Origin of the sequence: Agrobacterium sp. MCAB5 (genome assembly GCF_052114365.1) — a bacterium.
GTDB classification, from domain to species: domain Bacteria; phylum Pseudomonadota; class Alphaproteobacteria; order Rhizobiales; family Rhizobiaceae; genus Agrobacterium; species Agrobacterium tumefaciens.
Genome location: NZ_JBFREP010000014.1, coordinates 15,065 through 32,133 on the forward strand (window position 1 = coordinate 15,065; position 17,069 = coordinate 32,133).

The 17,069-nt window shown below is 58.9% G+C and carries 12 protein-coding genes; 4 read left to right on the plus strand and 8 right to left on the minus strand.

The features are described 5' to 3' along the window. Positions 1–13: 13 nt before the first annotated feature. The 3 genes from AB4Z23_RS24005 to AB4Z23_RS24015 all read right to left on the minus strand — a co-directional run bounded on the left by AB4Z23_RS24005 (position 14) and on the right by AB4Z23_RS24015 (position 6,572). Positions 14–4,174, minus strand: a complete 4,161-nt coding sequence (locus AB4Z23_RS24005; protein WP_441360862.1) for a translocation/assembly module TamB domain-containing protein — start codon at positions 4,172–4,174, stop codon at positions 14–16. 45 nt (positions 4,175–4,219) lie between these two features. Then, positions 4,220–6,145, minus strand: coding sequence for an autotransporter assembly complex protein TamA (locus AB4Z23_RS24010; protein WP_441360863.1), 1,926 nt, complete (start codon positions 6,143–6,145; stop codon positions 4,220–4,222). Positions 6,146–6,320: 175 nt separating this feature from the next. Next, on the minus strand, positions 6,321–6,572 hold the full coding sequence (locus AB4Z23_RS24015; protein WP_003492347.1) for a YMGG-like glycine zipper-containing protein: 252 nt from the start codon (positions 6,570–6,572) through the stop codon (positions 6,321–6,323). A 371-nt stretch (positions 6,573–6,943) separates the two neighbouring features. Here AB4Z23_RS24015 and hemA point away from each other — a divergent pair, with 371 nt between their 5' ends. Continuing rightward, entirely contained in the window at positions 6,944–8,161 is a 1,218-nt protein-coding gene (gene hemA / locus AB4Z23_RS24020) for a 5-aminolevulinate synthase (RefSeq protein WP_019566067.1), read from the plus strand. Between the two features lie 35 nt (positions 8,162–8,196). On the opposite strand, the gene dxr is transcribed toward hemA, so the two are convergent. Continuing rightward, positions 8,197–9,390, minus strand: a complete 1,194-nt coding sequence (gene dxr / locus AB4Z23_RS24025) for a 1-deoxy-D-xylulose-5-phosphate reductoisomerase (protein ID WP_421477013.1) — start codon at positions 9,388–9,390, stop codon at positions 8,197–8,199. Between the two features lie 163 nt (positions 9,391–9,553). On the opposite strand from dxr, the gene AB4Z23_RS24030 reads away from it, so the two are divergent. Together AB4Z23_RS24030 and AB4Z23_RS24035 are read left to right on the plus strand one after the other, a co-directional pair. Then, on the plus strand, positions 9,554–10,255 hold the full coding sequence (locus tag AB4Z23_RS24030; RefSeq protein ID WP_421477015.1) for a phosphatase PAP2 family protein: 702 nt from the start codon (positions 9,554–9,556) through the stop codon (positions 10,253–10,255). A gap of 26 nt (positions 10,256–10,281) precedes the next feature. Beyond that, a complete protein-coding gene (locus AB4Z23_RS24035; protein WP_421477017.1) occupies positions 10,282–11,538 on the plus strand; it encodes an FAD-dependent oxidoreductase in 1,257 nt (418 codons plus the stop codon). 6 nt (positions 11,539–11,544) lie between these two features. Here the strand turns inward: AB4Z23_RS24035 and AB4Z23_RS24040 are convergent, their stop codons facing one another. Genes AB4Z23_RS24040 through AB4Z23_RS24055 form a run of 4 tightly spaced genes read right to left on the minus strand, consistent with a single transcriptional unit; the run spans position 11,545 to position 15,442 of the window. Then, the gene (locus AB4Z23_RS24040) at positions 11,545–12,471 is read right to left on the minus strand and encodes an ROK family protein (RefSeq protein WP_065703396.1); all 927 of its coding nucleotides are present in this window, start codon (positions 12,469–12,471) and stop codon (positions 11,545–11,547) included. A 3-nt stretch (positions 12,472–12,474) separates the two neighbouring features. Continuing rightward, positions 12,475–13,641 carry an N-acetylglucosamine-6-phosphate deacetylase gene (nagA, locus tag AB4Z23_RS24045; RefSeq protein ID WP_441360864.1) on the minus strand — a complete coding sequence of 389 codons (1,167 nt, stop codon included), beginning with the start codon at positions 13,639–13,641 and terminating at the stop codon, positions 12,475–12,477. Continuing rightward, the gene (locus AB4Z23_RS24050) at positions 13,638–14,660 is read right to left on the minus strand and encodes an SIS domain-containing protein (RefSeq protein WP_025594530.1); all 1,023 of its coding nucleotides are present in this window, start codon (positions 14,658–14,660) and stop codon (positions 13,638–13,640) included. The genes nagA and AB4Z23_RS24050 overlap by 4 nt, the downstream gene beginning before the upstream one ends. A 26-nt stretch (positions 14,661–14,686) precedes the next feature. Next, positions 14,687–15,442 (minus strand): GntR family transcriptional regulator, encoded by a 756-nt coding sequence (locus AB4Z23_RS24055; protein ID WP_065688661.1) that lies wholly within the window; start codon positions 15,440–15,442, stop codon positions 14,687–14,689. Between the two features lie 439 nt (positions 15,443–15,881). Between AB4Z23_RS24055 and AB4Z23_RS24060 the strand changes: the two genes are divergently transcribed. After that, on the plus strand, positions 15,882–17,063 hold the full coding sequence (locus AB4Z23_RS24060; protein ID WP_003516769.1) for a Gfo/Idh/MocA family protein: 1,182 nt from the start codon (positions 15,882–15,884) through the stop codon (positions 17,061–17,063). Positions 17,064–17,069: the final 6 nt, after the last annotated feature.

Consider the following 17,069-nt stretch of genomic DNA (forward strand, 5'->3'; position numbering starts at 1 on the left):
AAATGCGAAGACTTCAATATTCTTTCTCGTAAAATATACCGGCTGCACCTTCGCCATTACCGCCCGCTTCACCGCGCAGCTTCACGCCGCGCCCGACATCGAGGTTGATGATGGCCTTTGCGCCGGAATCGCCGCTTTGCTGCAGTTCGAGATAGGTTCGCTCGTTGAGATATTTGCCGGCGGAAACGCGGGCCTGGCCTTCCGAATCCGTCGAGATGTCGAGATCGTCGACRCCGAGATTGCTTCGSAGCTTGTCGAACAACGATGTGGAGCGCCCGCCGGCAAGCTGGGCTGCCGCATCCGCCAGCCGCGCGATCTGCAAGGCCGAGAGCTTGGACATGGATTGGCCGAAGATCAGCTGTGCCATAACCTCATCCTGCGGCAGAGCCGGGGTTGAGGAGAAGGCGAATGTCGGGTCGTTGGCATTGCCGGAAACCGCAACGGTGATGGTGGCGGAACCAGCGGTGGACTGCGCCTCCATATCCAGAACCGGCACGAGGCCGCCGCCGAAGGTTATCTTGCCCGTATTGAAATCGAGACGGCGGGTGAGAATTTCGAGCCGTCCACGGCGCATTTCAAAACCGCCGGAGATGACGGGAACAGCTGCCGTACCGCGAATGGTCAGATTGCCGGTCAATTCTGCGTCGATGCCGCGTCCGCGCACGAAGATGCCGCTTGGTGCGTTTACCTGCAGATCAAGATTGATAGTGGATGAACTGCCACTACCACCCTGATCGTTGCCGAGTGCCTTTACCTGCGCCCGCACCTGCGGCGGGGCGTTCTTGTGCTTGACGTCGATTTCCGTCAGCGAGGCCGGAAGTTTCTCCGGGATGGTGATGGCGCTTCTGTCCAGCGTCAGCTTGCCGCCAAGCACGGGCGAATTCAGAAGCGGACCCTTCAGCGTCAGCGTGCCGCTTACGATGGTCGTCACCAGCGTGCCATCATTGTAACCGGCGCGGTCCAACGTGATCGTGATGTCGGCTGGAAAGCCCGAACCGCCCGTTATACCGACGCTACCCGTTCCCGAGATCGTTCCGCCGCCAGCAAGCTTTCCCGTCAGCCGGGAGATGATGGCGCGATCACGATCGAAGGTGACCGTTGCAGCCAGCCCGTTGACCGTGAGGTTACGGCGCACATCGGTCAGGCGCGTACCATCGGTGGTGATGCTGCCGGTAACGACAGGCGCGGAAGCGCTGCCGGAAATCTTCACATCGATGGCGGCGGTGCCGTCCACATCGAGGCCCTGTGCTGCGGTTTGTGCGGCAACGGCGGAGAAGGGCAACCTCCCGGAAAAGGCCATGGAAAGCGGACGGTTACCGGCRATGCCGAGGGAGCCGCCGCCCGAAAGCGACATGCCGCCCTGACCGGTYACATTCGTATCGATCTGCARGGTGCCGCCGGCGAAACGGCCGTTTGCCTTGATGCCGAGCGCTGCAAGCCCTGCCGCACGCGTCTGGGCAACCTCGGCATTCGTCCAGTTCAGATTATAATCGACCGCTGGGTCTGAAGCCGTGCCCTTGGCGCTGACTGTCCCGGATATACTCCCCGCCGCATCCAGCCCGGTGGCGAAGGCATTTGCGAGGTTCGCGGGAAGCGAGCGGATATTGGCGTTGATGTCGAGTGTCGAACCCGCCTTGCCGTTTACCTCGACGCGCCCGTCGCCGGTGATGATAGTCAGACCGGAGATGCGGGCCGTGCCGTTTTCGATCGCAATTGTACTCGGCTTTTCAAGCCGTACGGCAATGCCCTTGGGGGCGGCCGAGAAGGCATCGAGCCGCACGGTCATCGGCGATCCTGCGGTATTGGCACTGCCCTTTACCACGAGCGGCGCATTGTCGTAGCGTCCGTTGACATCGAAGTTGGTGGTCGTGCCGGAATGGCCAATGGTTGCATTCAGCGCCGAAATCGCCGCAGTGCCAGCATTGACGCTGTCGGCGCTGACCTTGCCGTTGATGGCGAGCGCCTGAAGGTCGTCAATGGAGATATCGGCAGTGAGCTTCGAAATAACCGTTGTGCCCTGGCGGATGCTGCCGCCATTCGCCTTTATCGTCGCGGCAATCCGGCCGTTATCGTTACTGAGTACGATGTCGCCGGCAATATCGCCATCTGCCTGTTGCGCGGCAAGTGCCGCCAGCAGGGCCAAGTCCGGGAAATTGAACGAAAGATTGCCAGATGGCAGGAATTGTTGCGAGAATTGCAGCTTCCCGTTCAAGATGTTGCGACCCACTGCCACATGAAGCTCGGGTATTGCCGTGCCGTTTTCTGTCTGCACCACATTGGCGTTGGCGTCGATCTTCTGCCGGTCGAGGCTGCCGCTGGCGGTCAGTTTTGCCTGCGGTGCGGCCGGATCGGCCTTGCCTGCGGCATTGACCTTCAGGGCTTCAAGCTTCCGTCCGGCAAGAGTGGCACTTTCGGAGCTTAAGGTGACATTGAAGTCGGGCGCGGCAAGCGCGCCGCTGGCTTCAATTGCAAAATCGGCAACGCCCTTTGCCTGTGGCGTCAGTTTTTCGAGAGCGGGAAACTTGCCCGTCAGATTGGCGCTCAACGCGTCGTCTTCGAGACTGACATCACCTGTCGCTTCAATTGTTCCGGATTTGACCACGAGGTTCTGAACGCTTGTGCGCCCGCCAATGATCAGGTCGATATCGCCCTGCAAAGCTATGGTGGTATCGAATTTTTCCGCCAGCGCTGGCGGCAGGGTGGCGGGCAACGCGAAGAGCTGCACGCTGGATGTCAGGCGATTGTTCGCGAGGTCGAAACTGCCGTTCAGCGTTCCGCCGACGCTGGCGCTCTCCAGCGTCGCGCCGTCAAAGCCGAGCGTCGAGGAGGTRAGGCTGACCGGCGCCTTGATGGTGACCGGCGCACGCACCAGCCGGTCGATATCCGGGCTGACGAAGGACGATTGTGCCACGGAGAGAATGGTGTCGATGGTGCCGCTGCGATCGGCAATGTTGAGATTGCCGCTCCTGGCCGCCAGCTTGACATCATCAAGCCTACCCTGTGGGAGGGAAAGGCTGCGCAACGATGCCGTGGTGTTGAGATGAGCGGCATCAGCGTTGCCTTTCAGGGAAAGATCAATGCCATTGATGAGGGCCTGGATCTCGCCATTGTTCAGCGGCCAGCGGAAATCCACTGRCCCGGCGGTGCCGATGAGGTTGGCACTAAGATCGTTCTGGCCGTTCGGATCCACGGTGCCCGAGGCAGTCAGCAGCAATGTGCCGGTTTCCAGCGTGCTGCTGCCGATTTCGATGCGGCCCTGTGGTGAGAGCGTGGCGTTTGCATCAAGTTTCGTCTCGCCGGCAAAAAGCTGCCGGAAAGCGGGGGGCAGAAGCAGATCGGGCTGGCCGCCGCCTGCGACCTCGATACGCCGCGTGYCGTCGTCTCCAAGTAGATGGTGGCCGGTGACGTTGAGCACGGGGTTGCCGGCGACGTTGCCGCGCAGAGTGCCGGTCCAGTCAGAAAGCGGACCTTCACCGTTCACATCGATCGCCACGGCGGGTGTGCCCGGAAGCGAGAGCAGCGTGGCCAGAAGCCCGCCCTCGGGCTCCTTCATCTCCGCTTTCAACTTCAAGACATTTTCATTCGGCAGAAACGCGATGTCCGCATTGATGGCAGCGTCCGGCGTGCTCTGCCGGTGGGCGGTGAGCGATAGCCTGATATCGTCCTGCGCGGCCTTGAGATTGCCCTCGGCGGTCAGCTCGAAGTCGCGGCCAAGAAGGGATTGTCCGAGGCTAATATCGGGGAAATCGAAACTGTCGATGTCGATTTCAATCGGCAGGGACGAACTGCCGGAGCTTTTGGTCGATGTTTGCTCAGCGGGAAGCGGTTTGCGATCGACATCAATCGATCCGGCCGACACCCGGTCGGCGTGGAAGGTTCCGGCAAGAAGCGAGAGCGGCGACCAGTCAACGGCGATCTGGTTCACGCGGGCGTAAGGTCCCTGCCGATCCGAAAGGGTGACATTGTCGAGCCGCAGGCGACCGGTCAAAAGACCGCTGGGTGGAGAGATTTCGATTGTCTGGTCGGGCGTGGAAACGAGCGATGAAATCTGCTTTGCGGCAATTCTTGCACCCATCGGGGTAAGACCGACGAACAGAACCGCAAGCAACACCAGCACCACGCCGCAAAGAGCAGCGTAGCCCAGCCATTTCAGCAATCGAATCAACGTTGTCATCAAGCGTAATCTACACTCTGTTGCTAGGGTGTTCGATGGCGGCGTTTAAAAAGACTGGCCGATGCCAGCATAAATGCCGAAATTGTTGCCACCATCATATTTTTCAAGCGGCATGGCGACATCAAGACGCAAAGGCCCAAAGGGCGTTGCGTAACGCAAACCAATACCGGCGCCAGCCCGGATATCGGAGAAATCGGGGGTTACGCTGTCGGATACCACACCCGCATCGATAAAGGGCACGATTCCGATCGTATCGGTGACCTTGATACGGGCTTCGATGGAGCCAACCACGTAAGAGCGGCCGCCAGTTGCATCACCGGCTGCATTATAGGGCGATATTTCCTGGTAGCTATAGCCGCGGACGGATCCGCCGCCGCCGGCATAAAAGCGCCTTGTGGTCGGTATGTCCTGCAGATTGCTGCCGCCGACGAGCACGCCGCCGGAAAGCTTTCCGGCCATGATCAAGCGATCTTCGGCGCCGAGTCCCTTATAACCCGAAATAGAGCCTTCAAAGGAGGAAAAGAAAGTGCCGTTCAGCGCTTCATAGCTGGGCTTGGCGGCCACCGATGCACGAAAGCCTTCAGTGGGGTTGAGCTTGTCGTCGCGCGTATCGCGAACGAATTCCAGCGGTATGGAGGTGGTCAGATATTTGTTCTTGCCGAATGCGTCTTCGGTATCTGCCCACTGCACCTCGAGACCGGCTGCTGCGGTATCGGTGTCGTTCAGCTCATAACTGAAACCGGCGGCTCCMGTTATGGTCTTGGCCTCATAGGTATCGGGATGTTCGGTCTTGGCGATCAGGCTGGTCTTGAATGTGGTGCGCGGGTTGAACATGCCGGGCTTTGTGAAGGTGATGCCCGCCGAATAGTCCATGCCTTCAACGCTCGATGCTTCGGCGATGCGTGAAACCGAACCCTCGATCCGCAGCGATTCCGCCTGCCCGAACAGGTTCCTGTGGCCCCAATACCCCTGGAGGCCAATGCCTTCCGTGGTGGAATATTGTGCGCCGACGCCGAAATAACGATGCTTGCCCTCTGACACCTCGATGGTGAGCGGAATGGAGCCATCGCGTGACAGYGTTMCTGCTTCCTTGATTGTCAGGCTGGAAAAGACGCCGAGCTGGCGTAGCCGGTCTGCGGCCTTTCGCAGTTTTTCCGGTGAGTAGGGTTCGCCGCCATTGAGGCGCGAATAACGGCGGATGAAGTCGCCGTCGACGGTTTTTTCGCCGGTGACGGTGACCGCGCCGAGCGGTGCCACGGGGCCACCTTCGGCAGCCATGGTAATATCGACCGTGTTCGTCGCGTGGTTTGCAACGGCCTCGCGTTTCGTCAGCTTCGCAAGCGGGCGGCCTTCGGCTTTCAGATCATCGATCAGCTTGTTGCCGGCGCGGATAATTGCCAGAGATCCGGCATCGCCGCCGGTGACGAGACCGTATTCTTCAAGGTTGCGGCCCGTCACATCACCCTCGAGCCTGATATTGCCGAGCGTGAAGACCGGGCCGGGGGTGACGGTTATGACCACGGGCACCGGAGCGGAGTGATCGAACACCGGATTGGGYGGCAGATCGTCCACATCCTTGCCGGCGACCGTGACCTTGACGATGCCGCCATATCGGGCGTTTTCGTAAAGCGCTGCGATCAGCCTGTCCCTGTCATCACGTGCCTTGATCAGAAGGCCGAGATCGCCGGAGGCCGGTTTGTCCTTGTCGGCCAGAAGAAGCGAGCTGTTTTCCAGGCTGCCTTTGAGAGATTTGTCTGCATCGGCAGCATTCAGCGTCACGGCATATTTGACCGGATTTATAACTTCGATCTCCGGTTCTTCCGAACCCCAGAGACGCACGCCGAACAGCTTGAAAGCAAAGGCATCGCGAGTAAACGCCGGGTACAGGGCGAACGTAACGGCAACCGCAAGAGCGGTGCCAGCTTTCCGATACGCAATACCTGTCTTCGGGTTAGTCCGTGTTCTTCGCATAAGCTGCTTTATGGTTGAGCATTTATTATGGCTCTGACCCGTTTCCTGTCCGTTAACAGTGCAGTTTAATCATAAATAAACGGCGTTGAGGACCCTTCGGACTGTGTTTTGCCCGCCTTAACGCAAAAAGCCCCGGATGACCGGGGCTTCTGTGCAACGGTATTTCGTGCAGCTATTAACGGCAACGCGCCGTGTAACGCTGACCGTACTGGTCGCGATAATAGCAATAGCCCGGTTCGGATGCATTGCCGATCAACGCGCCGCCAACGCCACCGATCGCCGCGCCCACTGCCGCACCACGAACGTTGCCCGTGATAGCGCCGCCCAGGACCGCACCGGAAACGGCACCGATCGAAGCACCCTTTTCAGTCTGCGTGCAGCTTGCAAGCGACAGGCCGACCAGCGCAAATATGATTGCCTTTTTCATGAAACTCTCTCCAACGTTACAATGAGCTCTTCGGCTCGGTAGGCGTCCCATATTTATCTGCGGCGACTGCTACCTCCGACCGCCACAGATAACTAACAATTCGATACCGTTTAGGGAAGCCTCCTCTTTCAGGCGTTCTTCCGCGCGTAAATCGATTGCGTCCCAAACAACGGCGCCGTTTGAAAAAGGTTCCAAATTTCCGGGTTTTTTGATGTGAATCAATTTTGTACTTTTCATCGGCGTCTATAAACGGTTTATTGGAATGGTTCAAAACAACGGCGAATTGACGCAGACGTGGTTAAAGCAGCTCGCAAGGGTTGACGGTCCCGGTGTCGAGGCAGAAAACGATCTGGTCAATTCTGGAGCATGGCATGGACTTCGAGGCATTTTTTACGACGGAACTGCAGAGCCTGCATTCTGAGGGACGCTATCGCGTTTTTGCGGATATCGAACGCCAGCAGGGCAATTTTCCCCGCGCGACACGGTACAACGCCAATGGCGAGCGCAAAGACGTAACCGTCTGGTGTTCCAACGATTATCTGGGCATGGGCCAGAACCCCAAAGTCATCGAAGCCATGAAAGCCGCCATCGATCACTGTGGCGCGGGTGCGGGAGGCACCCGGAACATTTCTGGGACCAACCATCATCACGTCCTGCTGGAACAGGAACTTGCCGATCTGCACGGCAAGGAATCCGCGCTGATCTTCACGTCGGGTTACGTTTCCAACTGGGCGACACTCGGCACACTTGGCCAGAAAATTCCAGGCCTCGTCATTTTCTCCGATGCGCTCAACCATGCCTCGATGATCGAAGGCATCCGTTACGGCCGTTGCGAGCGGGTGATCTGGAAACACAATGATCTCGAAGATCTCGAGGCAAAGCTCAAGGCAGCCGATCCAAGCGCGCCGAAGCTCATCGCCTTTGAATCCGTCTATTCAATGGATGGCGATATCGCCCCGATCAAGGAAATCTGCGATCTTGCCGATCGTTATGGCGCCATGACCTATCTCGACGAAGTCCATGCCGTTGGCATGTACGGACCGCGCGGCGGCGGTATTGCCGAGCGCGAAGGCCTGATGGATCGCCTGACGATCATCGAGGGAACGCTCGGCAAGGCTTTCGGCGTGATGGGCGGTTATATTGCCGGGTCCACSGCGGTCTGTGATTTTATCCGTTCTTTTGCYTCCGGTTTCATCTTCACGACGGCCCTGCCGCCGTCGCTCGCTGCCGGYGCAATCGCMTCGATCCAGCATTTGAAGGCAAGCCCCTTTGAGCGCGCCCGTCATCAGGACCGGGTGCGCAAGCTGCGGGGGCTTCTGGATGCACGCGGCATTCCGCATATGGACAATCCCAGCCATATCGTACCGGTCATGGTGGGCGATGCCGCCAAGTGCAAATGGATTTCGGATATCCTGCTCGACAATCACGGCGTCTATGTGCAGCCGATCAATTATCCAACCGTGCCGCGCAAGACCGAGCGTCTGCGTATCACGCCGACACCGCTGCACACCGATGCCGACATCGAACAGTTGGTCGGCGCGTTGCACCAGCTCTGGTCGCATTGTGCGCTGGCGCGTGCCGTGGCTTAAGGCCGCAGTTCAAACAAGAGAAAATCTGGCCGCGTTTACGCGGCCTTTTCTTTGCTGGCGATCAGTTCCCGCGCGTGATTGCGGGCTTCCCCGTCCGCCGAAAATACGTCTTCGATGCTGTTGGCTGATCGGCCGTCATGCATGCGGTCCATGACCGTTTCGACGATTTCGGCCATATCGAGAAAACCGATGCCGCCTTCGACGAAGGCGTGAAAGGCGGTTTCTTCGGCGGCATTCAGGGCCGCGCCCTGCAAGCCTCCGCGCTCCAGCGCCGTGCGCGCCAGTCGGAGTGCTGGAAACCGGGTTTCATCAGGCGCTTCGAAATCGAGCCGCGCCAGCTTGGCAAAATCCAGGCGCTCGACATTGAGATTGCCGCGCTCAGGATAGGTGAGGGCATAGGAGATGGCGGTGCGCATATCGGGCGAGCCGAGCTGGGCGATATAGGAGCCATCCGTGTAACCCACCATCGAATGTATGATCGACTGCGGATGGACGATCACTTCGACCTGCTCGGGCCTGAGATCGAAGAGATATTTCGCCTCGATCATTTCCAGCCCCTTATTGAACATCGAGGCGCTGCCGATCGATACCTTCAACCCCATCGACCAGTTGGGATGTGCGCGGGCGATATCTGCCGTGACATTGGCCATCTGCTCACGCGACCAGGTGCGAAAGGGTCCGCCGGATGCGGTGAGTACGATGCGCTCCACGGCCTGTTTGTGATCGCCCGTCAGGCACTGGAAGATCGCGCTATGTTCGCTATCGACCGGGATCAACCTGCCGCCGCCCTGTTTGACCGTGCGCAGGAAAACGTCGCCTGCGGAAACGAGGCATTCCTTGTTGGCAAGCGCTATGTCTGCGCCGCGCCGTGCGGCTGTCAATGTCGGGGCAAGACCAGGTGTTCCGGCAATCGCTGCCATTACCCAGCCGGCCTCCATAGAGGCCGCTTCTTCGAGGCCGGATTTGCCCGCCGCAACTTCAATGCCGGTGCCGGCAAGGGCCGCTTTCAGCGCTTCGTATTTGCCATCCTCGGCGGTTACCGCAAGCTGCGCGCCGAATTCACGCGCCTGTTGCGCCAGAAGATCGATGTTTCCGGCGCCGGTGAGCGCCAAAACCTCGAATTGTCTGCGACCACCCAGCTGACGGACGACATCCAGTGTGTTCGTACCGATCGAACCCGTCGAACCCAATATCGTCAGCCTGCGTGGCATTTCACTGGTATCTGTCATCTTCCGTCCGTCGGTCGTTTCCGGTTGCCCGAAACCGATGCATAGTTTCTGGCGACATGCACTAGCCTCTACTCGTGAAAACCGGTCATAACAAGGACACAGCCGGGCTATTGTTTTTGCGTATGGCAAAGCCATATGCAAGAAAAAGGATGAGAGAATATTGATGCGACGTTTTCTGGTTTCCAGCGGTTGGATTTTTGCGGCAAGCCTTGTGCTGGTTCTGGTCTTTATTCCTTTCGACCCACGCCTTTCGGAACATGCTCAAGCCCTGCCGGGAAGGATAGTTTCCTTCAATCGCTCCATTACCGATTTCGGTACGTTCAGCTGGATGCTTTATTCCACCGGCGCTCTTGCCATCCTCGCCTATGTCGGCGCGCGGGTCCTGCAGGCGCGGACCTATGCCGGCCGGCTGAGAACGGCATGGCGGCTTCTCGCTTACTTCTTTCTGACGATCGGAACGGCGAGCATATTGGTCCACACACTGAAATTCCTGATCGGGAGGGCGCGGCCGGAGCTTTTTCTGGAAATGGGTGCCTATAGCCTCACGCCTTTTACCGGTGACAATCTTTATGAGAGCTTCCCGTCAGGCCATTCGACGGCTGCCGGAGCGTTTTTCGGTGTTTTCGCCATGCTGATGCCGCGCTTCCGCTGGGCGTTCCTGCTGCTTGCGCTTGTCATTGGTGTTTCACGCGTCATCGTCGGCGCGCATTATCCAAGCGATGTGGCCGCCGGGCTGTTGCTTGGCATGTGGACGGCCATGGCCTTCGCCTTTATCTTTGCCCGGTCCGAAATGCTTTTCCGTTTCGATGCACATGGTTGGCCACAGCCGAAAAATGCAAATCTGCTGGCGGCGGATGCACGGTAGAGACGTTTAACGGACAGGGGGCGGTGATGGAAGAAGCGAAAGTCGTGCCGGAGAATGACGGCAGGGCCGTTCAGCACATCCGCACGTCCGTTGTCGTGGCCGGTGGCGGGCCRGCCGGCCTGATGCTYGGCCTTTTGCTTGCCCGCAGCGGTATAGACGTAACGGTTGTCGAGAAACATGGAGATTTTCTGCGCGATTTTCGCGGCGACACCATTCACCCMTCCACGCTTGAACTGATGGAGCAGCTGGGTTTTGCCGAGGAGTTCCTGAGCCTCCCGCATACGCGTGCGCCACGGCTGAACGCAGTCATCGGCGGCGAGCGTATCACGATCGCRGATTTTTCGCGGCTGCCGGTCCATCATCGTTTCATTGCCTTCATGCCGCAATGGGATTTTCTCAATTTCATCGTCGGCAAGGCCGGGCAATATGAGAATTTCCGGCTGCTGATGAATGCGCCGGTAACCGGCCTGATCGAACGCGACGGGCGTGTTGGTGGCCTCATGGTCAATACGCCGGAAGGCGCAATCGAGATCGCCGCTGATCTGGTGGTAGGCGCGGATGGCCGCAACTCCATCGTCCGCGAGGCGGCGGGGCTTGAAGTACAGCGCTTCGGCATCCCGACCGAGGTGCTTTGGATGCGCCTTTCGAGACAGCCGGGTGATCCGGCCGACACAATGGGCCATGCGGGTTCGCGGCAGGGTTTCGTGATGATCAACCGCGGTGACTACTGGCAATGCGGGTACGTGGTGCGCAAGGGCTTTTTCGCTGACATGAAGATTGAGGGACTTGAAGCCTTCAGGAACCGGGTTGCGGAAATCTGCCCTTTCCCGCGCGAGAGGCTCGACGAAGTTACGAGCTGGGATGACGTGCATCTGCTCACCGTCCGTATCGATCGGTTGAAGCGCTGGTGGAAGTCCGGCCTGATCTGCATCGGCGATGCGGCCCATGCCATGTCGCCCGTCGGCGGTGTCGGCATCAATCTTGCCATTCAGGATGCGGTTGCTGCGGCCAATGTTCTGGTGCCGGTATTCACATCCGGCCGGACCATTGCCGATGACGACCTTGCCGCCATAGAGAAACGGCGATCCTTTCCAACCAAGGCCACGCAATTCTTGCAGCGGATGATGCGTGTCGGTCGCAAGAAAGAGCAGGCGGAAACGGCGGAAAAGCCGAAAGGCCCACCCGCCATCGTGCGGGCGATCATGCGGTTTCCACTTTTTGCCCATCTGACTGGCAGGCTGGTGGGGTTGGGCTTTCGTCGGGAAAAGATCGAGACGGTGTGACGCGGCTTAAGCCGCGTTTACGATTTCCTTGGCATATTTCAGCCCGATAACGGCGGAACCGATCAGCCCCGGCTCGATCCGGCAAATGGCAGGCACGACGAGCGGCCTGTCGAAGCGCCTGAGAATGCGGCCCCTGACGGCTTCGTCCAGAGCTGTCACGAGTTCCCTTGAATTCGAAAGCCCGCCGCCGACGGGCACGATGGTTGCGCCGGTGACATTGATCACCATCGCCAGCGGTGAGGCGAGAATATCGATGAGTACATCGATGGTTCTTGCGGCTTGCGCATCGCCTGCCTGCCAGGCGGCAATAATATCCTCACTGGTCATATCCTGCCCGTGAAGATGCAGATGCAGCTTTTCCATGCCGCGCGCGCTGCCGATCGCGTCGACACAGCCGGTGAGGCCGCAACCGCATTCGAATCGCGGCAGCGATACCGGTGGATTGCCGGCCAATGTCGCGGCCACTGGCCCATGTCCCCATTCGCCGGCAAAACCGCCGTCGCTGTTGATGAGCTTGCCGTCAATCACCAGCCCGCCGCCGACACCTGTTCCAAGGATAACGCCGAAGACGACGCGATGTCCTTGTCCGGAGCCGATTTCCGATTCGGCGATCACGAAACAATCCGCATCGTTCGAAACGATAACGGGAAGGTTCAGGGCTTTTTCCAGATCGTCTTTTAACGTTCTGCGGTGAATGCTGGGAATATTGGCGACTGTCGCCTTTCCCGTATCAAGATCGATGACGCCCGCGATCGACAGTGATACGCAGTCGGGTGTGCCGCCGCTGTTGTCGATGACGGATTTCAGGCCGGCAGCGAAGTCTTCGAAGCTGGTTTTGGGCGTTGGTATACGCGGTACGGGGCGAATATCGTCCGGGGCATGGGCAATCGCGCCCTTGATGGTCGTTCCGCCGATATCGAAACAAACGATCATGGTTCAGACTCCGGAACGTGTGGCATCGTAGATTTTTTCTCCGCCAATCCATGTTGAATGCATCTGGAGGTCTGGTGTCAGCATCACGAAATCAGCATCGAAACCGGACAGGAGTTTTCCCTTGCCGGAGGCGCCGATTGCCTGCGCCGGATAGGCGGATGCCATTCGCAAAGCTTCTTCCAGCGGCATTTCCATCTTCTCACGCATGAAGCGGATGCAGGAGAGCATGTCTATATCCGCTCCCGCCAGCGTGCCGTCGGCCAATGTTAGCCGTCCACCGTTGCGATAGACGCGCCGGCCGTTCAGTTCGAAACCGTCATCATCCGTGCCGATGGTGGACATGGCGTCGGTGACAAGGAAGATGCGGGCCGGGCCATTCTTGGCGCGCARCGCAATGCCGATTGCGGCCGGATCGACATGGAATCCGTCGGCTATAAGCCCGCAATGCAACTTGCCGTTCGAAAGTGCGGCCCCGACCAGCCCCGGCTCGCGGTGGCCAAGCGGGCTCATGGCATTGAAGAGATGCGTTACCATGGATGCGCCTGCATCAGCATAGGCCGTCGCAACATCGAGACCGRTGTCGGTATGGCCGAGGCTGACGACGATGCCGGCGTCGCTGAGTGCTGCAACCTGCTCGACAGTAACATTTTCCGGGGCAATGGTTGTCAGCACGAAGGGGAGTTCCGCCYTGCAGCCGGTYAGGACYGCGAGGTCGTCTGTCTCCATYTTRCGGATCAACGCCGGATCATGCGTGCCCTTGCGCGCGACGGAAAGATGCGGCCCCTCGAAATGCAGGCCGAGGAAACCGGGCACATGCTCCTTGCCCGCGGCAATCCCCGCCTGCGCCGCCCTGAAAGTCACGTCCGACCGGTCGGTGATGAGCGTCACCATCAAAGCCGTCGTGCCGAACTGGGCGTGGGCGGAGCAGATGCGGGCAATGCCAGCYACATCCGGCTGGTTGTTGAACATGACGCCGCCACCGCCATTGACCTGAAGGTCGATGAAGCCCGGAGCGATCAACAGCCCATCTGTATCGATCACTTCGGCGTCGGCAGGCACGCTGTCCAGGACAGCGGCAACGCGCCCTTCGCGGATCAGGAGCACCTTGTCATGATGCCATTCGGCGCCATCGAAAATGCGGGCGCCGACAAATGCCTTTATGCCGCTCATTGGGTTTCAGTCACCTTCTTCAATGCCACGGGAGCATCCGGGTTGAAGCCTCTTGCGCGCGACAATTGCTCGATGAAGCCGTAAAACGGTGCGATAAGCAGCAATGCATCGGTCAGGGGATGGTTGGTTTCCACGAAGGGCAAGGGCTTGGCCGGGCTACCCTTGGCGGATGTGACGAAAACATTGGCGCCTTTGTGGGCAAGGCTTGCGGCAATATCCGTAACGGAGGTCTCGGCGCGGTCGCGCGCGGCAAAGGCGATTACCGGAAATTTCGGTGCGACCAGCGAAACCGGGCCGTGCATGACTTCTGCCGACGAATAGGCTTCCGCGTGCAGCTCGCAGGTTTCCTTGCATTTCAGCGCGGCTTCCGCGGCAATCGCAAGAGCGGGGCCGCGGCCCAGCATATAAAGTGAATCCTCACCCTTCACAGCCTCGCCAATATGGCTCCAGTCAAGCGCGATCGCCTTGGCGAAATTCTGCGGCAGGGTGCTGACGGCCTTCGCGAGCAGGCTGTCTTCCGTCCATTCGGCAAGGATGGCCAGACCGGCGACAATGGAGTTGACGAAGGACTTGGTTGCGGCAACTGCCTTTTCCGGTCCCGCCTGGATGTCGACGGCGTGATTGGCTGCGTCTCCAAGGGGGGAGGGCAGGGTGTTCACGAGGGAGAAGGTAAGCGCTCCGCCCTTGCGGGCACTTTCCGCCAACGCGACGATGTCAGGGCTTTTGCCCGATTGCGATACGGCGAAGGCTGCCGCCCGTTCCAGTCGCAGTTTCGTCTGGTAGATCGAGGCGAGCGAAGGGCCGAGCGAGGCGACTGGAAGCCCCGTCTGTAACTCGATCGCATATTTCAGGAAATGCGCGGCGTGATCGGACGATCCGCGGGCAATGGTGACGATAACGGCCGGGTCACGGGCTTTCAGCTTGTCTCCGGCCTGCCGGAAGTCGGCACTGGTATTGTCCAGCAGACGGGCGACGGCATCGGGAATCTCGTTGATTTCCTGGCGCATCAGGGTTGTCATCGTTTTCTGTCCTTGGTCGATGTGTTTCAGTCGGAGGTCATCGTCAGTTCGGCGACGAGGTCGTAGGCGTCGCTGCGATAAAGGGCGCGCGATATTTCCATGAGGCGGCCGCTTTCGAGATAGGCCATGCGCTGCACGGAAAGTGCGGCAGACCCGGGGGGAACCCCAAGCAGCATCGTTTCCTCATCCGTAAGGTTGCGCGCGGAGATGCGCTGGATGGCGCGGACGGGGCGAATATCGCTTTTCGCAAGCTCCTGATAAAGCGAGTTTTCCACCAGCTGTGGGTCCGGCAGAATATCGCCCGGCAGGCTCGTGACTTCGAGCGCGATCGGCTGGTCGTTGGCAAGGCGCAGTCGCGTCAACCGGGCAACCATGGCGGATTGAGAAAGGCCGAGAGCCATCATCTCGTCACCGGTCGGGTAAAACAGGCCTCTTTCAAGCCAGCGCGTGCTCGCCACCATTCCCCGGCGGCGCATATCCTCTGTAAACGAGGTAAGCTTGGTCAACGGCTGCTGCATACGGGTGATGGGTTTGACGACAAAGGTGCCCGACCCATGCCTGCGGACGAGAAGTCCGTCGCGAACGAGATCGTCCACAGCCTTGCGCACCGTGACGCGGCTGACGCAGGCGCTTTCGGCAATATCGCGCTCGGGCGGCAGGGCATCGCCATGTTTGAGGCGGCCGCCATTGATGGCGTCTTCAATCGTCTGACGCAGTTTCAGGTAAAGCGGGCCGCCGCCTCCCGATTGCAGGTCGTCCAGATTAAGCGTTGCCCCGTTCATCCATAACCTCTGTCRCAATCGATGTGGCGAATTCCGGCTATACCATATGCGTCACAATCGGCAATACCAAAATAGAACCATTAGTGGATTTGCACGACTAATCGGTGGTTTTTTCGATCATTTGCCGAATAATAAGGCCTCATGCTTGAAATTTCCGCATTAACCAAAAAAAATTTCCGGCAATTGGAATTGCTATAGACGATTGGCATTTTTTTGGTATTGTTTTTGTATCAGTGGCTGACGGCGCTCTATCTCGCGCCTGTCTCCGCTGGGGAAATCGGTCTCCGGTCCTCACTAGGATTTGCGAGATCGAATTTAACTTGACCGTTATGAAAATTAATTTCATCGTGGCGGAAAATTATCGCAGATATCAGGATAACCAGCAAAGAAATGGTTGCTTCTGCGAAAATGAATTACGAATGAACAGGGAACAAAGTTCATGAAGGTGGGAATTATCGGACTCGGATTCCGTCTCGGTTATCTGGGCTACGTTTTTCACGAGATCGACAAGGATTTCGAGATCGTCGGTTATGTCGATCCTGCCCCGGCCGGTCTGCCGGGTCTTGAGGAAAAGGGCATTTCGGCTGGCAAGGCCTATGACAGCCCCGAGGCGCTGATTGCCGGCGAGACATTCGACCTTTTGATGATCGGCTCACCGAACCATATGCATCTGGAGCATATCCGCATCGGGCTTGAAGCCGGTTGCACCATTTTCTCGGAAAAACCCATCGTCGTCAGCATCGAGGAAAGCCTCGAACTCGCCCGGTTGCTCAACAAGCATGGACATGAGCGGCTGCTGGTCGGTCTGGTCCTGCGTTACTCGCCGCTTTACCGCGATCTGCGCGCCGCGCAGGCCGAAGGCAAGCTGGGTGACGTCGTCTCCATCGAGGCTTCGGAACATATCCCGCCCTATCATGGCGCGTTCTTCATGCGCGACTGGCGGCGTTACGAGAACTATTCCGGCTCCTTCATGCTGGAAAAATGCTGCCACGACCTCGATCTCTATAACGGCGTGGTGGGTGCCCGGCCGCGTTTCGTGTCGAGCTTTGGCGGGCGCAAGAGCTTCACGCCTGCAAATGCTCCGCAAAATGACGGCATCAACGACATGGAAGTCTACCATCGCAAGCCGAGCGGCTGGATGGGTTCCGACAAGGTTTTCGACAGCGACGGTGATATCATCGACTACCAGACCGCGATCGTCGAATATGAAAACGGCGCATCGCTCGCCTTCCATACCAATCTGAACGTTCCCGACGATTTCCGCCGTTTCTGCGTCATCGGCGCCAAGGGCATGGCCGAGGGCGATTTCGTGCGCGGCTTCCTGAACGTGCACAATGCCCGCACCAACGAAAAGACCGTTGCCAAGACCTATTCGGCGGCAACCGTGCTCTCCCAGCATTATGGCGCGGATGAGCAGATGGCCGAGGACGTGATCAACCATGTCGTCAAGGGGACGCCCCTGCCGGTTTCCGCGCTCGATGCGATCGAGGCCGGTATTCTGGCGCTCGCCATGGACGAGGCGCGCCATGGCCGCAAGGTGGTCGATCTCAAGCCGGTGTGGGAGGAATATGATCTGGCACTCCACGGGCAGTTGAAGTCGCCCGCCGTGAAATCGGCTTAAGGGGGC